General features: G+C 64.6%; 17 protein-coding genes and 1 pseudogene. 12 read left to right on the forward strand and 6 right to left on the reverse strand.

Annotated elements, in window-relative coordinates:
- Positions 1 to 7: 7 nt before the first annotated feature.
- The 5 genes from lpdA (at position 8) to P0652_RS01280 (ending at position 3,494) form a co-directional block, all read left to right on the forward strand.
- Positions 8 to 1,447 carry a dihydrolipoyl dehydrogenase gene (lpdA, locus tag P0652_RS01260; RefSeq protein WP_284176937.1) on the forward strand — a complete coding sequence of 480 codons (1,440 nt, stop codon included), beginning with the start codon at positions 8 to 10 and terminating at the stop codon, positions 1,445 to 1,447.
- Positions 1,448 to 1,456: 9 nt separating this feature from the next.
- Positions 1,457 to 1,675 carry a hypothetical protein gene (locus P0652_RS01265; RefSeq protein ID WP_284176938.1) on the forward strand — a complete coding sequence of 73 codons (219 nt, stop codon included), beginning with the start codon at positions 1,457 to 1,459 and terminating at the stop codon, positions 1,673 to 1,675.
- Between the two features lie 10 nt (positions 1,676 to 1,685).
- Positions 1,686 to 1,934, forward strand: a complete 249-nt coding sequence (locus tag P0652_RS01270) for a GlsB/YeaQ/YmgE family stress response membrane protein (protein WP_284176939.1) — start codon at positions 1,686 to 1,688, stop codon at positions 1,932 to 1,934.
- Positions 1,935 to 2,061: 127 nt separating this feature from the next.
- Positions 2,062 to 3,033, forward strand: coding sequence for a lipoyl synthase (lipA, locus tag P0652_RS01275; RefSeq protein WP_284176940.1), 972 nt, complete (start codon positions 2,062 to 2,064; stop codon positions 3,031 to 3,033).
- A gap of 2 nt (positions 3,034 to 3,035) precedes the next feature.
- Positions 3,036 to 3,494 (forward strand): type II toxin-antitoxin system RatA family toxin, encoded by a 459-nt coding sequence (locus tag P0652_RS01280; protein WP_284176941.1) that lies wholly within the window; start codon positions 3,036 to 3,038, stop codon positions 3,492 to 3,494.
- Between the two features lie 8 nt (positions 3,495 to 3,502).
- Here P0652_RS01280 and P0652_RS01285 read toward each other — a convergent pair.
- Positions 3,503 to 4,015: pseudogene (locus tag P0652_RS01285) on the reverse strand (CinA family protein); the annotation flags it as partial.
- Positions 4,016 to 4,018: 3 nt separating this feature from the next.
- Positions 4,019 to 5,215: a bifunctional 2-C-methyl-D-erythritol 4-phosphate cytidylyltransferase/2-C-methyl-D-erythritol 2,4-cyclodiphosphate synthase gene (locus tag P0652_RS01290; RefSeq protein ID WP_284176943.1), complete on the reverse strand. Its 1,197-nt coding sequence runs from the start codon at positions 5,213 to 5,215 to the stop codon at positions 4,019 to 4,021.
- A gap of 201 nt (positions 5,216 to 5,416) precedes the next feature.
- Here P0652_RS01290 and dusB point away from each other — a divergent pair, with 201 nt between their 5' ends.
- The 7 genes from dusB to hflX all read left to right on the forward strand — a co-directional run bounded on the left by dusB (position 5,417) and on the right by hflX (position 14,797).
- Positions 5,417 to 6,439 carry a tRNA dihydrouridine synthase DusB gene (gene dusB, locus P0652_RS01295; protein WP_284176944.1) on the forward strand — a complete coding sequence of 341 codons (1,023 nt, stop codon included), beginning with the start codon at positions 5,417 to 5,419 and terminating at the stop codon, positions 6,437 to 6,439.
- On the forward strand, positions 6,429 to 7,553 hold the full coding sequence (locus P0652_RS01300; protein ID WP_284176945.1) for a two-component system sensor histidine kinase NtrB: 1,125 nt from the start codon (positions 6,429 to 6,431) through the stop codon (positions 7,551 to 7,553). Before dusB ends, P0652_RS01300 begins: the two co-directional genes overlap by 11 nt.
- Before the next feature lie 70 nt (positions 7,554 to 7,623).
- Positions 7,624 to 9,117, forward strand: a complete 1,494-nt coding sequence (ntrC, locus tag P0652_RS01305; RefSeq protein ID WP_284176946.1) for a nitrogen regulation protein NR(I) — start codon at positions 7,624 to 7,626, stop codon at positions 9,115 to 9,117.
- A 161-nt stretch (positions 9,118 to 9,278) separates the two neighbouring features.
- Positions 9,279 to 11,546, forward strand: a complete 2,268-nt coding sequence (locus P0652_RS01310) for a sensor histidine kinase NtrY-like (protein WP_284176947.1) — start codon at positions 9,279 to 9,281, stop codon at positions 11,544 to 11,546.
- A gap of 1 nt (position 11,547) precedes the next feature.
- Positions 11,548 to 12,915 carry a nitrogen assimilation response regulator NtrX gene (gene ntrX / locus P0652_RS01315; protein WP_284176948.1) on the forward strand — a complete coding sequence of 456 codons (1,368 nt, stop codon included), beginning with the start codon at positions 11,548 to 11,550 and terminating at the stop codon, positions 12,913 to 12,915.
- 224 nt (positions 12,916 to 13,139) lie between these two features.
- Complete coding sequence (gene hfq, locus P0652_RS01320) at positions 13,140 to 13,382, forward strand: RNA chaperone Hfq (RefSeq protein WP_284176949.1); 243 nt, start codon at positions 13,140 to 13,142, stop codon at positions 13,380 to 13,382.
- Between the two features lie 50 nt (positions 13,383 to 13,432).
- A complete protein-coding gene (gene hflX / locus P0652_RS01325) occupies positions 13,433 to 14,797 on the forward strand; it encodes a GTPase HflX (RefSeq protein ID WP_284177409.1) in 1,365 nt (454 codons plus the stop codon).
- Positions 14,798 to 14,799: 2 nt separating this feature from the next.
- Here hflX and mazG read toward each other — a convergent pair whose 3' ends face one another.
- The 4 genes from mazG to metG all read right to left on the reverse strand — a co-directional run bounded on the left by mazG (position 14,800) and on the right by metG (position 19,118).
- Positions 14,800 to 15,645 carry a nucleoside triphosphate pyrophosphohydrolase gene (gene mazG, locus P0652_RS01330; protein WP_284176950.1) on the reverse strand — a complete coding sequence of 282 codons (846 nt, stop codon included), beginning with the start codon at positions 15,643 to 15,645 and terminating at the stop codon, positions 14,800 to 14,802.
- 300 nt (positions 15,646 to 15,945) lie between these two features.
- The gene (locus P0652_RS01335; RefSeq protein ID WP_284176951.1) at positions 15,946 to 16,758 is read right to left on the reverse strand and encodes an MBL fold metallo-hydrolase; all 813 of its coding nucleotides are present in this window, start codon (positions 16,756 to 16,758) and stop codon (positions 15,946 to 15,948) included.
- Between the two features lie 3 nt (positions 16,759 to 16,761).
- Positions 16,762 to 17,550, reverse strand: coding sequence for a TatD family hydrolase (locus P0652_RS01340; RefSeq protein WP_284177410.1), 789 nt, complete (start codon positions 17,548 to 17,550; stop codon positions 16,762 to 16,764).
- A 2-nt stretch (positions 17,551 to 17,552) separates the two neighbouring features.
- The gene (gene metG / locus P0652_RS01345) at positions 17,553 to 19,118 is read right to left on the reverse strand and encodes a methionine--tRNA ligase (protein ID WP_502947438.1); all 1,566 of its coding nucleotides are present in this window, start codon (positions 19,116 to 19,118) and stop codon (positions 17,553 to 17,555) included.
- Positions 19,119 to 19,134: the final 16 nt, after the last annotated feature.

The following is a 19,134-nucleotide window of genomic DNA, read 5'->3' on the forward strand; positions in this document are numbered from 1 at the left end:
AGTGCGCATGTCCGCCTACGATATCATCATCATCGGCTCCGGCCCCGGCGGCTATGTCGCAGCCATTCGCGCGGCCCAGCTCGGCCTGAAAACCGCGATCGTCGAGCGCGAGCATCTCGGCGGCATCTGCCTCAACTGGGGCTGCATCCCGACCAAGGCCCTGCTGCGCACGGCGGAAATCTATCATTTCGCCCAGCATGCCAAGGATTACGGCCTGAAGCTGGAAGGCACGATCACCTATGATCCGGCCGATGTCGTCAAGCGTTCGCGCGGGGTTTCCGGCCGGCTCAATGGCGGCGTCGGCTTCCTCATGAAGAAGAACAAGATCGACGTGATCTGGGGCGAAGCGAAGCTGACCAAGCCGGGCGAGATCGTCGTCGCGGCCTCGTCGAAGCCGGCTGTCCAGCCGCAGCATCCCGTCCCCAAGGGCACACTCGGTGCGGGTACCTACACGGCGAAGCACATCATCATCGCCACCGGCGCCCGCCCGCGCGCGCTGCCGGGCATCGAGCCGGATGGCAAGCTGATCTGGACCTATTTCGAGGCCATGGTGCCGCCGGCCATGCCGAAATCCCTGATCGTGATGGGCTCCGGCGCCATCGGCATCGAATTCGCCTCGTTCTACCGGACCATGGGTGTCGAGGTCACCGTGGTCGAGGTGATGGGCCAGGTCATGCCGGTCGAGGATGCGGAAATCTCGGCCATTGCCCGCAAGAGCTTCGAGAAACAGGGCATGAAGATCCTCACCAGCACCAAGGTGACGAAGGTGGTGAAGGGCGCGAACAGCGTCACCGCTACCCTCGAGGATGACAAGGGCAACAAGCAGGACATCACCGCCGAGCGGATGATCTCGGCCGTCGGCGTCGTCGGCAATATCGAGAATCTCGGCCTTGAGGCGCTCGGCGTGAAGACGGATCGCGGTTGCGTGGTGATCGACGGCTATGGCCGCACCAACGTGCCCGGCCTCTATGCGATCGGCGATGTCGCCGGCCCGCCCATGCTGGCCCACAAGGCCGAGCATGAGGGCGTGCTCTGCGTCGAGCATATCAAGGGCCTGCATGTCCACCCGATGGACAAGCGCAAGATCCCGGGCTGCACCTATTGCCACCCGCAGGTGGCCAGCGTCGGCCTCACCGAGGCCAAGGCGAAGGAAGCCGGCTACAGCGTCAAGGTCGGCCGCTTCTCCTTCGGCGCCAATGGCAAGGCCATCGCGCTCGGCGAGGATAACGGCCTCGTCAAGACGGTGTTCGACGCGAAAACCGGCCAGCTTCTCGGCGCCCATATGGTCGGGGCAGAAGTCACCGAACTCATCCAGGGCTTCGTGGTGGCGATGAATCTCGAGACCACCGAGGAAGACCTGATGCACACGATCTTCCCGCATCCGACCCTGTCGGAGATGATGAAGGAAAGTGTACTCGACGCCTATGGCAAGGCGCTGAATGCGTGAGGCGCCCCGATGTACGCGAACGAACATGATCGGAAAACGAGGATCATGGTCGGGGCAGTCGATGCCGCGGCCTTTGCTGCCCCGATCTTGACAATGATGTTCTGGACCGAAGCGAGCCCATTTACTGGTAATGTCGGAATTGACCGTGGTATCGGGGCTGCCCTTGTCCTTGTGATGGCACATCTTTTTGCTTACTGGGTGCGTAAGGCATTATATTTCAAAGATTGAGGTCTCCAACATGACCATTCCTCCCATCCTCGTCACCCTGATCCTCGGCGGCATTGCCGGCTGGCTGGCCAGCCTGATCGTCGGCGGCTCGGGCGGCATCATCCGCAACATCATTATCGGGCTGGTCGGCGCGGTGGTCGGGCACTTCGTGCTCGGCGCCTTGGGCCTGAGGCTTGGTGGGCCGTTCCTGCATTCGATGATTGCCGCCGTGCTGGGCGGCGTCATCGTGATCGTGGTCAGCCGCTTCCTGAGCCGTTGAGCCTGCCCAGAGTTCGAGTCATGGCACCCTCTCTCGGGCGCCTCAGCCTTGACATGGCCGCCATGCCAAGTTGCCGCTTGATGAAAGGCGGCTTGGCAACTAGTTGGGGGAAGAGCAAGGGAACGCCATGCCGACCATCGATCTGATTGCCAACGATCCACGCCGGAAGAGCCTCTCCGGAGAGGTTCGCCACCCGGAAAAGGCCCACCGGCCGGATAACCCCATCCAGCGCAAGCCGGACTGGATCCGCGTCAAGGCGCCGGGTTCGGCGGGCTGGAAGGAAACCCACCGGATCGTCAAGGAGAATGGCCTTGTCACGGTCTGCGAGGAGGCGGGCTGCCCCAATATCGGCGAGTGCTGGGAGAAGAAGCACGCCACTTTCATGATCATGGGCGACACCTGCACGCGGGCCTGCGCCTTCTGCAATGTGAAGACCGGCATGCCCGCGCCGCTTGATCCGAACGAACCGGATTACGTCGCCACCGCCACGGCGAAGCTCGGTCTGGAGCATGTGGTCATCACCTCGGTTGATCGCGATGATCTCGAGGATGGGGGCGCCGAGCATTTCGCGCGCACCATCCGCGCGATCCGCGCCGCCTCGCCGAAGACCACGATCGAGATCCTGACGCCGGATTTCCTGCGCAAACCCGGTGCGCTCGAAGTGGTGGTTGAGGCCCGGCCCGATGTGTTCAACCACAATCTGGAAACCGTGCCGTCGAAATATCTCAAGGTCCGGCCCGGCGCGCGTTATTTCCATTCGATCCGGCTGTTGCAGCAGGTGAAGGAGCTTGACCCCACCATCTTCACCAAATCGGGCATCATGGTCGGCCTCGGCGAGGAGCGGAACGAGGTGCTCCAGCTGATGGACGACCTGCGCTCCGCCGATGTCGATTTCCTGACCATCGGGCAATATCTCCAGCCGACGAAGAAGCACCATGCAGTGATCCGCTTCGTCCCGCCGGACGAGTTCAAGGGCTTCGAGACCATCGCCTATACCAAAGGCTTCCTCATGGTCTCGGCCTCGCCGCTGACGCGCTCTTCGCATCATGCCGGCGAGGATTTCGCCCGCCTCAAGGCCGCCCGGGCCGCGTTGGGATAACCATGCCGCGTTTCGAAACCACGCGGGTGGTGCGCCATTCGCCCGAGACGATGTTCAACCTTGTCGCGGATATCGAGCGCTATCCCGAATTCGTGCCGATGTGCGAAGCCCTGGCCATCCGCCGGCGCAGCCAAGCCGGCGAGACGCAGGTCCTGCTGGCCGATATGTCGATCGGCTACAAGATGATCCGCGAGACCTTCACCACGCGGGTCGAGCTGGACCAACCGAACCATGCCATCCGGGTCACCTATGTCGATGGCCCGTTCAGGCATCTCGAGAACCGCTGGACCTTCGTCGCCCGCCCGGATGGCGGCACGGATGTGCGCTTCTTCATCGATTATGAATTCAAGAGCCGCACCTTCCAGATGCTGGCCGGCGCCGTGTTCGAAAAGGTGTTCCGCAAGATGGCGGAAGCCTTCGAGACGCGGGCAGATGCCCTGGCCGCGCGCGCCCGAAACTGAGCCGCTCAGGCGCTGACCACACTTTCCTGTGCCAGATCGCGGAGCATGAGCAGGGCCTGCATGCAAGCAGCACGGCGGATGCCGGAACGACCGAGCGCGGCGTCGAAGCGGCGCTCGATGCGGTTGACACGGCCATCGCGCGCCGCCGCCGCGAAATGCACCAGTCCGACCGGCTTTTCCACCGAACCGCCGCCGGGACCGGCAACCCCCGTGATCGACACCGCCAGCCCGGCGCCGGAAGCCCGGAGTGCGCCTTCCGCCATGGCGGCCGCCACTTCGGCGGAAACGGCGCCAACCGACGCGATCAAGGGCGCGGGCACGCCGAGCATCGCGGTCTTGGCGGCATTCGAATAGGTCACGAAGCCCCGGTCCATCACATCCGACGAACCGGCAATCGAGGTCAGCGCGGCGGCGACAAGCCCGCCCGTGCAGGATTCCGCCGTGGCGATAGTCAGCCCGCGGGCACGGGCCAGGGCAAGAACCTCGCGGGCGAGGCGGCCAGCAGAAGGCGGGCGGGGCATGGGTCAACCTCCTCCGAACATCACATTGGCCACAGCCATGGCGGCGATGCCCTCGCTGCGGCCGACAAAGCCGAGCTTTTCCGACGTCGTCGCCTTGATGCCGACGCGCTCCGGCGCAAGGCCGAGCACCTCACCGATCAGCGCCTGCATGGCGGCGCGATGCGGGCCGACCTTCGGCGCTTCTGCCAGAACGGTGCAGTCCACCGAGACGATACGGCCGCCCCGTTCGGCCACCCGGCGCGCGGCATCGGCGAGGAAGAGCCGCGAAGGCGCGCCCTTCCAGCGTGGATCCGAAGGCGGGAAATGCTGGCCGATATCGCCATCGCCGATCGTGCCCAGCAGGGCATCGGTCAGCGCATGGAGCAGCGGATCGGCATCGGAATGCCCGAGCAGCTTGCGGCCATGCGGGATCGCGACACCGCCTAGCCAGACATGGTCGCCCTCGGTAAAGGCATGGACATCATAGCCGAGGCCGGTCCGCGTCTCGGCCTGCGGGGCGAGATGGCGCTCGGCCCGCGCAAGATCCTCCTCGCGGGTGATCTTGAACAGCGCCTCATCGCCTGCGAAGGAGCCAACCCCCTGCCCATAAGCCACAGCCAGCCCGGCATCATCCGTGAAATCGGTGCGGCCCTCGGCCAGTGCCCGGCGATGCGCGGCCAGAACCGGCCCGAACCGGAAGGCCTGCGGGGTCTGCACGAGGCGGACCTTGTTCCGGTCGGGATTGCCGGCGAGATACCCGGCCTCGTCCAGAACCGCGAGCGTATCAGGCACCTGCAGAACGGGAATGGCGGCGCCGGTACGCTGGGCCGCGAGCACGGCGCGCATCAGCACAGCCTCGCTGGAAAAGGGGCGGGCAGCATCATGGATCAGCACGATCGCCGGATCGGGCAGGCCCGCCTGTGCCAGCGCTTCGAGCCCGAGCCGGACAGAATCCTGCCGCGACGAACCGCCAGGGCAGAAGTCGATCCGCGCGCCGGCCGCTCCCAGCAGGGCGACGGCCCCGGCGAAGGCGGCGCTGTCATCCGGGTGGATCACCACAAGCACCCGGTCGAACAGGGCCGGGCGAAGGAGATGTTCAAGCGTATGCGTCAGCACGGGGCGACCGGCGACATGTCGGTATTGCTTCGGCACGGGCCCGCCAAGCCGGGTGCCCCGCCCGGCAGCGACAACAAGGGCGGCGAGAGGGGCGGAATCAGTCATGGCAATCGGGGATCTCATGTTTCCGCATGACCAAAGCGGAAAACTCGTCTATCCGTCAATCCGGCTCGGGGGAAGAGCTGGAACGACCGGTCAACCGCCTCGCCCCCGCCGCCGGTGATCCATGCCGGCATCCGGATGCAGATTGGCGCGAATCCGCCCCCTCTGCCCAACCGGTAGCGAAATGATGAAATTTTAGGCACAATGGCGTTATCTTCGACAGGTTTCCGGATCGGAACGCACAGGATCGAGACACCCGCGCTGCTCGCGCCGATGTCCGGCGTGACCGATCATGGCATGCGGAAGGTCGCCGCCGGCTTCGGTGCCGGGCTCGTGGTGAGCGAGATGGTCGCGGCTGACCAGCTTGCCGCGGGCGACGAGGAAGCCCGCCTCAGGGCAGAGGGCGAGGGGCTGTCGCTCCATGTTGTCCAGCTTGCTGGCTGCGAGGCCGGGCCGATGGGCGAGGGGGCCCGCGTCGCCGAAGCCTCGGGCGCGGATATCATCGACATCAATATGGGCTGCCCGGCCAAGCGCGTCACCAATGGCTGGAGCGGCTCTGCTCTCATGCGCGACCTCGACCACGCCCAGACGCTGATCGAAGCGGTCCGGAATGCGGTTTCCGTCCCGGTGACGCTGAAAATGCGGCTCGGATGGGATGAATCCCGCCTCAACGCGCCGGAACTGGCCCGGCGGGCCGAGGATTGCGGTCTCTCGCTCGTGACGATCCACGGCCGCACGCGGCAGCAATTCTACAAGGGCCAGGCCGATTGGCAGGCCGTGCGGGCTGTCCGAGAGGCAACGACACTGCCGGTCATCGTCAATGGCGATATCGACAGCCTCGAGAAGGCCCGCGAGGCCATGGCGCTGTCCGGCGCCGACGGGGTGATGATCGGCCGCGCTGCGCTCGGGCAGCCCTGGCTCGTCGGCCAGATCGGCCATGGCCTGACGGGCCGGCCCTGGCAGGCGCCGGATCCGGCAGAAAAAGCCGCCGCAATGATCCGGCACTACACCCACCTCCTAGAAACCATGGGGCTTCGACAGGGCGTGCGCCATGCACGCAAGCATGTCGCGGCCTTTGCCAACCACGCGAAAGCGGCCGGCATTCCGGTCCCGCAGGAGCGTTTGGCGACCATCTTGCAAACGGAAGAAGCGCGTCATGTCATCCATTTCCTCGAATCCCTCGGTGAGGCAACGGAAGGCAGGGCACCCCTCATACATGCCGCCTGAGATCCTGCTTGGCGCGGCAGCCGAATATGGAACCGGTTCGTTGCGCAATCTCATCGATGCCATGCCGATGCCTGTGGTCGAGGTCGACCGCAACAATCGCATCGCCTTCGCCAATACCGCCGCGGAGCAGCTTTTTGGCGCCGGCCGCGAGCGTCTGCGCGCCCGCTATATCGCGGAAGTGCTGCCGCCCGGCTCGCCCTTGATCCAGTCGGTCGAGCATGTGCGGGAAAAGGGCGGCAGCGTCACCGAATACGGGATCGATCTCTCGCCCAGCAAGACCGCCAAGGGCGAGCAGCTGGTCGATCTCTATGCCTCGCCGCTGGTCGACAGTGCCGGCTCGATCCTGCTGGTCATCCAGCCCCGCGCCATCATGGACAAGATGAACCGCCAGCTGACGCACCGGGATGCGGTTCGGTCGGTCAGCGCCATGGCCTCGATGCTGGCGCACGAGATCAAGAACCCGCTTTCCGGCATTCGCGGTGCGGCCCAGCTGATCGAGCATTCCCTCCCGGAGGCAGAGAAGCCGCTTTCCACGCTGATCCGCTCGGAGGTTGACCGGATCGTCCGGCTCGTCGAGCGGTTCGAGGTCTTCTCCGACGGACGTCCCATGCCGATGTCGCCGGTCAATATCCATGAAGTGCTGGACCATGTCAGCCGGCTGGCCAGCAGCGGTTTCGCAGCGCATATCGCCTTCGAACACCGGTTCGATCCCTCGCTTCCGCCGATCCTCGCCAACCGGGACCGCCTGGTCCAGGCCATCCTGAACCTCGTCAAGAACGCCGCCGAAGCCATCGGCAGCGAGCGGCGGGCCGGGCGCATCACGCTGACGACCGCGTTCCGGCCGGGCGTCTCCATGGTGGTCCCCACGAGTGGCCGGCGCGTGGCTTTGCCCTTCGAAGTCGGGATTCTGGATAACGGCCCAGGCATCCCCGAACATCTGGTTCCGCATCTCTTCGAACCTTTCGTCACCAGCAAGGCGAGTGGAACTGGCCTCGGTCTTGCACTGGTTGCGAAAGTGGTCAGCGACCATGGCGGCGTCATCGAGTGCGAAAGGCTGAAGGGACAGACCCTGTTCCGGATCCTCCTGCCGATGCACCACCAGCGGGAACGCTGAAAAAGAAAACCCGGGCGGCAAGGCAACGAGGCCCTGCCGGCCCGGTGACAGTGACGAGGGCCGGGAAGGCATGGCGCACATGATCCTTGTGGCGGACGACGATCTAGCAATCCGGACTGTGGTGTCCCAGGCCCTGATGCGGGCGGGCTACGAGGTGCGCTCGACCGGCAGCGCCAATATCCTCTCCCGCTGGGTCGAGGCGGGCGACGGAGACCTGGTGATCACCGATGTCGTGATGCCGGACGAGAACATTTTCGAGGTGCTGCCCCGGATGAAGAAGGCGCGGCCCCATCTGCCGATCGTGGTGATGAGCGCCCAGAACACCTTCATGACGGCGATCCGCGCCTCGGAACGCGGCGCCTACGAATACCTGCCCAAGCCCTTCGACCTCGACCAGCTCGTGCGGATCGTCGGCCAGGCCCTTGCCGGCAGCGAGGCGCGGAAGGCGCCGGACGAAGACGAGGCGAAATCGGCCGAAACAGGCGGAGCCGCGAAACCGGCCGAGGAAATCCCGCTGGTCGGCCGCTCTGCCGCCATGCAGGATGTCTATCGCGTCCTCGCCCGGCTGATGAATACTGATCTCACCGTGATGATCACCGGCGAGAGCGGCACCGGCAAGGAACTCGTCGCCCGGGCTTTGCATGATTTCGGCCGACGTCGCCGCGGCCCCTTCGTGGCGATCAATATGGCAGCGATCCCGCGGGACCTGATCGAGAGCGAGCTGTTCGGCCACGAGAAGGGCGCCTTCACCGGCGCCAACCAGCGCAGCCAGGGCCGCTTCGAGCAGGCCGAGGGCGGCACCTTGTTCCTTGACGAGATCGGCGACATGCCGATGGAAGCCCAGACCCGCCTGCTGCGCGTGCTCCAGCAGGGCGAATACATGACGGTTGGCGGCCGGACCCCGATCAAGACCGATGTCCGCATCGTCGCCGCGACCAACAAGGATCTCGTTACGCTGATCGAGAAGGGCCTGTTCCGCGAGGACCTCTACTACCGGCTCTCCGTGGTGCCGATCCGGCTGCCGCCTCTGCGCGAGCGCCTCGGCGACATCCCGGATCTCGTGCGGCACTTCCTGTCGATTGCCGAGAAGGAGGGCCTGCCCCGCAAGAGTGTGGACCAGGCCGGCCTCGAGCGCATGAAGCGCCATGACTGGCCGGGCAATATCCGCGAACTTGAGAATCTTGTCCGCCGCCTGGCCGCGCTTCACCCCGATGATGTGATCGGCCCCCAGGCAATCGAGAACGAACTTTCCGTCGTCCGGCGGGCCGCCCCGCGCGAGACCGAAACGCGGATCGTCGAGGCCGTGCCAAGCTCGGGTGAAACGCTGGAGGCCTTCTTCCGGAACTATCTGAAGACGCATTTCGCCCGCTTCGGGGACGATCTGCCGCCGCCGGGCCTGTATGACCGCTTCCTGGTGGAATTCGAGCGCCCGCTGGTGGCTGCGGCGCTCGCAGCCACGAACGGCAACCAGGTCCGCGCCGCAGATCTGCTCGGGCTCAACCGGAACACCCTGCGCAAGAAGATCCGTGAACTCGGCATCCGGATGACCAGCGCGGTGGGCTGAGCCCGCCGCAGATTTGTCGTAATTCAACAACAGTGTTGCGCAGATGAGTCATTCGCGCCTAAGGTTCGCGCGCGGGTGAGTCGCGGGGCATCGCTGTGGCTGGCCCTGCCGTCTGCAGCAGGATTGGCCGTGACGTCATTCAGTTTCCGAAAGCCCGGTCCATGACGGACAAGGCCACGCCGGCACCGGAAGAGGCGCGTCAGCGGCTTGCCCCGCCAGCTGGAAGCGGCCTTGTGGACGAGCCCGTCGGGTCCTGGTGGGCACCGACCATCGTCGGAGTCGCACTGGTTGCTGCCATCGGCACCTTCCTGTTCCTGCTGGGTTCCTTCGGCGTCGAACCGGATGAAACCGCCGTGCTCGTTCTGCTCGGCATCGACGTGGTGCTGATCCTTGCCCTGTTCGCGCTTGTCATCCGGCAGCTTGTCCGCCTCCGACGCGCCAATCAGGCCGGGCTGGCCGGCGCGCGCCTCCATCGCCGCGTCGTTGCCCTGTTCAGCCTTGTCGCTGCCGTTCCGACCACTCTCGTCGCAGGGGCTGGCATCATCGCGCTGGAGCGCGGCCTGACGCCGTGGTTTTCCGGCGATCTGCGCGCCCTTGTCCAGAATGCCGAGATCATCTCGCGCAATTTCCAGCAGCAGATCTGCCAGAATATCGGCCGCGAACTCCGGTTGATGGCCAACGATCTCGATCGCACCAATGCCTCGGGCTTCTTCCTTGGCAACACGGCCGGGTTCCAGGCCTTCTTCAATGCCCGGGCCGTCGCACTGGGCTTTCCCTATGCGGTCATCTTCAAGGATGACGGCACCATGGTCGAGCAGGCGAAAGTGGAGGGGCGGAAAATCGAACCGCCTACCGTCTCGCCCGAAGACTTCCGCTATGCCGAAACCGATGAGATTCCCTGCCTTTTCACCCGCGAGGCCATCGGCGGTCTCATCAAGCTGCGGGATTTCGGCCCTGATTCCTACCTGATGGTCGCGCGCGGCATTGATCCGCGCATGCTCGAATTCCCGGTTGTCGCCCGATCGGGCGTGCTGCAATACCAGGTCCTGGAAGCCCGGCGGAACGCCACGCAATACGGCATCGCGCTGGTCTTCGTGCTGCTGACGCTGATCGGCCTGCTCGCATCGGTGCTGCTTGGCCTCGGCTTCTCCGACCGGCTGGTTGATCCGATCCGCCGGCTGATGCAGGCGACCGACCAGGTTTCCGCAGGGAATCTCTACGTTCAGGTTCCGCTGTCCAAGATGGGGAATGACCTCAGCCAGTTGGGCGCGACCTTCAACAACATGACGACCGTCCTGCGTGAACAGCATTCCAGCCTCAGCGAGGCCAATGCGCTGATCGACCGGCGGCGCCGCTTCATGGAGGCGGTGCTTGCCGGCGTGCCGGCCGGCGTGGTCGGTCTCGACCTCGAAGGTCGGGTCAGCCTGATCAACCCGATGGCCCGCCAGATCCTCGGCATCGGCGACCGGGAGGTCCATGGCCAGCCGCTGGCAGAGGTCTTCCCGGAAATCTCCGGCTTCATCGAGGAGAGCCGGCAGGGCGGTGCACGCCTTCAGCAGGATGAGATCCGTATCCAGCGCAAGGCACAGGAGCGCATCCTCTCGGTTCGCCTCACCGGAGATTCCGCCGGCGGGCAGGTGGTGACGCTCGATGACATCACCGAACTCGTCACCGCGCAGCGCACCTCGGCCTGGGCCGATGTCGCGCGGCGCATCGCGCACGAGATCAAGAACCCGCTCACGCCGATCCAGCTCTCCGCCGAGCGCATCCGCCGGAAGTTCGGCAAGGTCATCGTCGAGGACCGCAACGTCTTCGACCAATGCACAGACACGATCATCCGCCAGGTGGACGACATCAAGCGGATGGTCGACGAGTTCTCCTCCTTCGCGCGGATGCCGAAGCCGCAACCGGTCGAGGATGACCTCGTGAAGACGCTGCGCGAAGTCAGCTTCATGATGCGCGTCGGCAATCCGGGCATCGCGTTTGACGAGAACCTGCCGGAGGAGAGTCTTTCTGCCCGTTTCGACCGGCGGCTCATCGCACAGGCCGTCCAGAATCTCATGAAGAATGCCTGCGAGTCGATCGCCGAATCTCCGGCAGGCCCGGCCGGGGAGGGGCGCATCATGCTCGGCCTCTCCGCCATCACGCCGGAATGGGTGGCCATCGACATCCGCGACAACGGCAAGGGCTTTCCCGCCGAGGGCCGTCAGCGCCTGCTCGAGCCCTACATGACCACCCGCGAGGGCGGCACCGGCCTCGGCCTGCCGATCGTGGCGAAGATCTTCGAAGACCATGGCGGGCGGATCGAGCTGCTCGATCCCCCTGCCGAAAACGGAATCCAGCCCCCCGGCGCGCTGGTCCGTATCCATCTGCCCCGCACTCTGGCCGCTTCCGGCCTGGCGGATCCGAAGCCGATTGAAGGAAAGTGACATGGCAGGCGATATTCTGATCGTCGACGACGAGGCCGATATCCGCGATCTCGTGGCCGGCATTCTCGACGATGAAGGGTATACGACACGCACGGCCCGGCATGCGGACGAAGCGCTGGCCGCGATCGAGGCGCGCCGGCCCAACCTGATCTTCCTTGATATCTGGATCCAGGGCAGCCGGCTCGACGGGCTGCAATTGCTGGAGGTCATCAAGGAACAGCATCCGGAAATCCCGATCGTGATGATCTCCGGCCACGGCAATATCGAGACCGCAGTCGCCGCCATCAAGCAGGGCGCCTATGACTTCATCGAAAAGCCCTTCAAGGCCGATCGCCTCGTCCTCGTGGCGCGGCGGGCGCTCGAGTCGATGGCGCTCAAGCGCGAGATTCGCGACCTGAAGACCCGCTCCGGCGTGCCGGACGGGATCGTCGGCGCATCGACCGTCATCTCCCAGCTACGCCAGCAGATCGAACGCGTCGCCCCTACCAATGCCCGTGTGATGATCAGCGGTCCGCCCGGCGCCGGCAAGGAACTGGCTGCGCGCAGCCTGCACCAGATCTCGGCCCGCTCGGCCGGCCCCTTCGTCGTCATCAATGCGGCGGCGATCACCCCGGAGCGCATGGAGGAAGCGCTGTTCGGTGTCGAGGGCGGCAAGGGCAAGGCCGCTCGGCGCATCGGTGCGCTGGAGGAGGCCCATGGCGGCACGCTCTTCATCGACGAGATCGCCGATATGCCGCGCGAGACGCAGAACAAGATCCTGCGTGTGCTGGTGGACCAGAATTTCCAGCGTGTCGACGGCAATGCCCGCGTCCATGTCGATGTGCGGATCATCTCCTCCACCAGCCGTGACCTGCAGGAGGAAATCGCCGCCGGCCGCTTCCGCGAGGATCTCTACCATCGCCTCGGCGTCGTGCCGATCCGGGTGCCGGCTCTGGCGGAACGGCGGGAGGATATCCCCGACCTGATCGACCATTTCATGCAGCAGATCGCTGTCGCTTCGGGCCTGCCCAAGCGGCGGATCGCGATGGATGCAATGGCCATCCTGCAGACGCATGACTGGCCGGGTAATGTCCGGCAGCTGCGCAACAATGTCGAACGCCTGATGATCCTCGCGGCGGGCGATCCGAGCCAGGAAGTCACCGCCGAGATGCTGCCGCAGGATGTCGGCTCGTCGGCGCCGCCGACGCCCAGCGGGGCAGGGGGCGAACGCCTTCTGTCGATGGCTTTGCGCGAGGCACGGGAGGTCTTCGAGCGCGAATATCTCATTGCGCAGATCAACCGCTTCGGCGGCAATATCTCGCGCACGGCCGAGTTTGTGGGCATGGAACGCTCCGCCTTGCACAGGAAACTGAAATCCCTCGGCATCTGAAGACAGAGCAGGAAGCCTTGTTACCTGGCGATCGGATTGTTGAAAAATACAAGGGTCGCGCTCTTGGAATTTCGGCGAATTCATGCAGGATATAGTCAAAGGTTGCAGCGCAGCAATTTGAGCCAAGATCCGCGCTGCGGATACTGGCTGGGGGCAAGGCCCGAGGCTTCCGGAGGGGTGGAGCCAGGGGCCTGATCGGGCGCCGCATAAGCAGGTGAATAAGAATGGCGACTGAACGTACACCGAGTCTTCAAGACAATTTTCTCAATCATGTCCGCAAGAACAAGATTTCGGTCACGATCTTCCTGGTCAATGGCGTGAAACTTCAGGGTGCAGTGACGTGGTTTGACAATTTCTGCGTTCTGCTGAAGCGCGACGGAGTGTCGCAGCTTGTCTACAAGCACGCGATCTCGACCATCATGCCGGCTTCGCCGATCCACCTGCCTGGCCCGAACGACGAAGAGTGACGCGTTCCATCCCCCCGGATTCTGACATCCCGGTTGAACAGCCACCGGCCGTGAAGAGCCCGCGGAAGAAGGGGGCTGCCTTCGAGCCGGAAAAGGCCATCGCCACCCGCACGCGGACATTGGTGGTTGGGCCTTATCTCAACGCCAACGTGCCGGGCGCCACGCCGATGCTACGCAGCTCGGAAGCGCGCCTCGAGGAGGCGGTTGGCCTGACCATGGCCATCGATCTGAGCATTGTCGGCTCGGTCATCGTGCCGCTCCGCCAGACCCGCCCTGCCACCTATCTCGGGCAGGGCAAGGTCGAGGAACTCGCGGCGCGCATCGCGGATGAGGAGATCGGCCTCGTCATGGTCGATTGTGCACTCAGCCCGGTTCAGCAGCGCAACCTCGAACAGGCCTTCAAGGCAAAGGTGATTGACCGGACCGGCCTTATCCTTGAGATTTTCGGCCGCCGCGCATCGACGCGGGAAGGGCGCCTCCAGGTAGAACTGGCGCATCTCGCCTACCAGAAGTCGCGGCTGGTCCGCTCCTGGACCCATCTCGAGAGGCAGCGCGGCGGCTTCGGCTTCCTTGGCGGCCCCGGCGAAACCCAGATCGAAACCGACCGCCGCCTCATCCAGGAACGGATGACCCGGATCGAGCGTGACCTCGAGGATGTGAAGCGCACGCGCGGCCTGCACCGTGCCAGCCGCAGCAAGGTACCGTATCCGACTGTCGCACTGGTTGGCTATACCAATGCCGGAAAATCGAGTCTTTTCAATCGGTTGACTGCAGCCGAAGTTCTCGCGAAGGACATGCTCTTCGCCACGCTTGACCCGACAACGCGGGCCATTGCCCTGCCACATGGCCTGAAGGTCGTGCTGTCGGATACGGTCGGGTTCATCTCCGACCTGCCGACGCAGCTGGTCGCGGCCTTCCGCGCCACGCTGGAAGACGTGATCTCGGCCGAGATCATCCTGCATGTCCGCGATATCGCGAACCCGGATACGGAAGCGCAGGAACTCGATGTCCGGCAGGTTCTCGCCGATCTCGGCATCAGCGGTGCCGCCGAACGCCGGATCATCGAAGTCTGGAACAAGGCCGACCTGCTGCCCGCTGCCGAGGCCCAGCGGTTGGCCGGCGTAGCGGAACGCCGGGGCGAGGGGGCCCCGGTGCTGGTCTCAGCACTCACGGGGCTCGGCGTGCCGACGTTGCTGGCCGAGATCGAACGCCGTCTCTCGGGCGGGCGTGACACCTATGCGCTCAGCCTGCCGGCCGAGGATGGCGCCGGCCTCGCCTGGCTTTACAGCCATGCCGAAGTGCTGTCCCGCCGCACCAATCGCTCCGGCACGCTGTCGCTGCGCATTCGCGTCGGCCACGAGGAAGCCGGGCGCCTGCTGCGTCGCTACCCGAAAGCCCGACTCGTTCCCGCCTGATTTCAGACGGCGCCACCGGGCGGCCTTTCCAGCATCTTCGCTTCGTGCCAAAGCGCATCCATCTCCTCGAGGCTGGCTTCCGCCAGGCTGCTTCCGCGCGCGGCCAGCCCGGCCTCGATATGGCGGAAGCGCCGGCAGAATTTCGCATTGGCATCGCCGAGCGCCGCCTCCGGCTCGATATCGGCATGCCGCGCGAGATTGGCGATCACGAACAGCATGTCGCCGATTTCCTCCTGTAGATGCGCCTTGTCGCCCTGATCGAGCGCCTCCTCGACCTCGGCAATCTCCTCGCGCAGTTTGGCGAGGACCGCGCGCGGATCGTTCCAGTCAAACCCGACTGTGCCGGCCTTTTTCTGGAGCTTGACCGCGCGGGTGAGGGCGGGCATCACCCGCGGCACATCATCCAGCAGGCTCACTTCCGGTGCTCCGCTGCCCCGGCCGGCCGCAGCCTTGCGCGCCTGCTTCTCGGCACGTTCCTCGGCTTTGATCGCTTCCCACAGCGCCTTGACCAGCCCGGGATTGCCGGCTGAACGGTCGCCGAAGACATGCGGATGGCGGCGGATCAGCTTCCGTGTGATTGCCTCGACAACATCGGCAAAAGCGAAATGGCCGGCTTCCTCGGCCATCCGCGCATGGAACACGACCTGAAGCAGCAGGTCGCCCAGTTCGTCGCAGAGATCGACCATATCGTTTCGGGCAATTGCATCCGCGACCTCATAGGCTTCCTCGATCGTGTAAGGCGCGATGCTCGCGAAATCCTGCTCGATATCCCAGGGGCAACCGGTCTGGCGGTCGCGAAGAGCCGCCATGATGGCGAGCAGGCCTTCGATGTTCCGGGAAGGGTTCATGGGCGCTCCAGTGGCGGCGGATCGAGGGTGCCGGCGAAGACCGGCCATGCGCGAAACGTGTGAAGAGGAGGCCGAAGTGAGAGCCGCGTCAATCCTGATCCATGATTCGCATAAGACATATTATGGAACTTACAGGGATGGCAAACGGGCCCGGGACGGCTGGATCTTGCGACAAATTTCCTCATTATATTCATTGTCTTCCGACGTTTTCTTCAGAGATTTTTGGCAACTCCTTCCCGTAGCCCCATTCATGCGTCCAAGGCTGACCGCGAAGGGAAACCGTCGAAAGAATTTTGCCATTCAGTCCGCGCTGCGTTCGCTGAACTCGACAATCATGCCGTCATGGGCCGGACGGATATGCGGCGGCATTTCGCGGACCAGCCGCCCGTAATCGAGATCGGTATGGAGGTTCGTCAACACGGCCTTCTGCGGCCGCATCCGGCCAATCCAGTCAAGCGCCTCGCCAAGGCTGAAATGCGTGCCATGCGGCAAATCACGCAGGGCATCGATGATCCAGTGGCCGAGCCCTTCGAGATGGGGAACGCTCTCGTCCGGAATGGCGCTGACATCCGGCGTATAGGCCAGATCGCCGATCCGGAAGCCCAGCGCCTCGATTGTGCCGTGCTGAAGCGGGAATGGCTGGAAACGGATCGGGCCACCCCTTCCGTTGATTTCGAATTCTCTTTTATTATCAATTAGATGAAAAGTCAAGATCGGCGGATAATCACTTCCATCGGGCGTCTGGAAGCAATAGCCGAACCGTGCATAGAGCAAGTCCATCGTGCGTGAATCGGCATAGATCGGAATGCGCCGGCGCATCGCCAGCACCAGCGGCCGGAGATCGTCGATCCCATGGGTATGGTCGGCATGTTCATGCGTAAAAACAACCGCGTCCAGCGCATCGACACCGGCATCGATCAGCTGTTCGCGCAGATCGGGTGACGTGTCGACAAGCACCCGCGTCACGCCGTCCGGGCCGGTTCGCTCGACAAGGATCGAGCAGCGCCGGCGCCGGTTGCGCGGCTCGGACGGGTCGCACTTGCCCCAGCCCTGCGCGACGCGCGGCACACCGCCAGAAGAACCGCAACCGAGAATGGTCACGCGCATCGCCATGGTTCAGGCGGCCTTTCCCAGCCGGTCGAACAGCCGCTCGGTATTGGCCTCGAGGATCGGCGCCAGGGCCTCCAGCGGCTTCCCGCGCACACCGGCCAGCACCGCCGCTGTATGGGCGGTGAAGGCCGGCTCGTTCCGCTTTCCGCGATGCGGCACCGGTGCGAGATAGGGCGCGTCCGTCTCGACCAGCAGTCGATCCTCCGGTGCCTCGGCGGCGATCATGCGGAGTTCCTCCGAATTGCGAAAGGTGAGAATGCCCGAAAACGACAGATAGAGCCCGAGGGCCACGCCGCGCCGCGCCAGCTCGGCCCCGGAGGAGAAGCAATGGAGCACGGCCTTGAACCGCCCGCGCGCCATCTCCTCCTCGAGAATGGCGATCATGTCATCATCGGCCGCCCGGGCATGGATGACCAGAGGCAGGCCGGTCCGGCGCGCCGCCTCGATCTGCATCCGGAAGGAGGCCGCCTGCTGGTCACGCGGGGACTTGTCGTAATGGTAATCGAGCCCCCCTTCCCCGATCGCCACACATTTCGGATGATCGGCGGCCTTCAGCACATCCTCCAGCGTGATGTCGGTTTCCTCGGCGGCATTATGCGGATGCGTGCCCGCCGAGAACCAGACATTCGGAAACCGCTCCGCCAGCGCGCGATAGCTCTCGATCTTGCGGATGCGCGTCGAGATCGTGATCATGCGCCTGACGCCGGCAGCGCCCGCACGAGCCACCACCGCCTCGATCTCGGAGCTGAAATCGGGGAAATCGAGATGGCAATGCGTGTCGGTGAGAACGGGCAGCGTCACGCCCCCTCTCCTGCCGTTTCCGGCTCGACATAGCGCGGGAACAGGGCCATCGGCGCCGGCAGGTCGGTGCCGGGCACCAGGGCGTGCCCGGGCACGGCATGGGCGAACATCCGCCGGTCTGCCGGCACGGCCAGCAGGTCGAGCAGCTTGCCGGCGGCAATCGGGATGAAGGGCTGTGTGACGAGCCCGATCACCCGCAGCACTTCCGCCGTCGTCCAGAGCACAGTCTCCATCCGGGCCGGGTCCGTCTTGCGGAGCGCCCATGGCGCCTGCCCGGCGAAATAGCGGTTGGTATCGCCGACGACCCGCCAGATATCGTTGAGGATGGCATGGAGCGCAAAACTGTCCATGTGCTTGCGGCCGCCACCAGCCAGAGCATAGGCGCTGGCGAGCAGCGTTTCCTCGTCGCCCGTCAGGGCATGGCATGGCGGCACCTTGGCATCGCAGTTCTTGTTGACCATGGAGAGCGAGCGCTGGGCGAGATTGCCGAGATCATTGGCGAGATCGGCATTGAGCCGGCCCACAATTGCTTCGTGGCTATAGGAACCATCGGCGCCGAAGGAGATCTCGCGCAGGAAGAAATAGCGGAACGCATCCAGCCCGTATTGCTCGCTCATCGCGATCGGATCGAGCACATTGCCGAGAGATTTCGACATTTTCTCGCCGCGATTGGTGAGAAACCCGTGCCCGAACACGCGCTTCGGCAGCGGCAACCCGGCCGACATCAGCATGGCCGGCCAGATCACGGCATGGAACCGCACAATGTCCTTGCCGATGATATGGACGCTGGCAGGCCAGTATTTCCAGCGCGGTGCCTGCTCGTCCGGAAAGCCCGCCGCCGTGATGTAGTTGGTCAGCGCATCGACCCAGACATACATCACATGCTTGTCGTCGCCCGGGACGGGAATGCCCCAGGTGAAGGTCTTGCGGCTGATCGAGAGGTCTTCCAGCCCGCGCTCCACGAAGCTCACGACCTCGTTGCGCCGGCTTTCCGGGCCGATGAAATCCGGTTGGCCGGCATAGAGCGCCAGCAACTTGTCCTGATAGGCGGAGAGGCGGAAGAAATAGCTCTCTTCCTCCACCCATTCGACCGGCGCACCGCTCGGCGCAAAGCGCTTGCCGCCCTCGCCCGTGGTCAGTTCCTTCTCGTCGAAGAAGGCCTCGTCGCGCACGGAATACCAGCCGGAATATTTCGACAGGTAGATGTCGCCATTGGCCTCCATCCGACGCCAGATCGCCTGGCTGGCCGCGTAGTGGCGGGGCTCCGTCGTCCGGATGAAATCGTCATTCGTGGAATCGAGCGCCGCGCCCATGGCCCGGAAGGCCGCCGCATTGCGATCGGCCAGCTGGATCGGGGTTAGCCCCTCGCGTTCGGCGGTCTGTGCCATCTTCAGCCCGTGCTCGTCCGTGCCGGTCAGGAAGAAAACGTCACGTCCATCCAGCCGCATGAACCGCGCGATCGCATCCGAGGCCATCAGCTCATAGGCATGGCCGAGATGGGGAACGCCGTTCGGATAGGAAATCGCGGTGGTAATGAAGAAACGCTCGGTCACGTGGGTCATCCTGGCTTGCCGGCTG

Origin of the sequence: Rhabdaerophilum sp. SD176, from assembly GCF_030143245.1 — a bacterium.
Taxonomy (GTDB): domain Bacteria; phylum Pseudomonadota; class Alphaproteobacteria; order Rhizobiales; family Beijerinckiaceae; genus Rhabdaerophilum.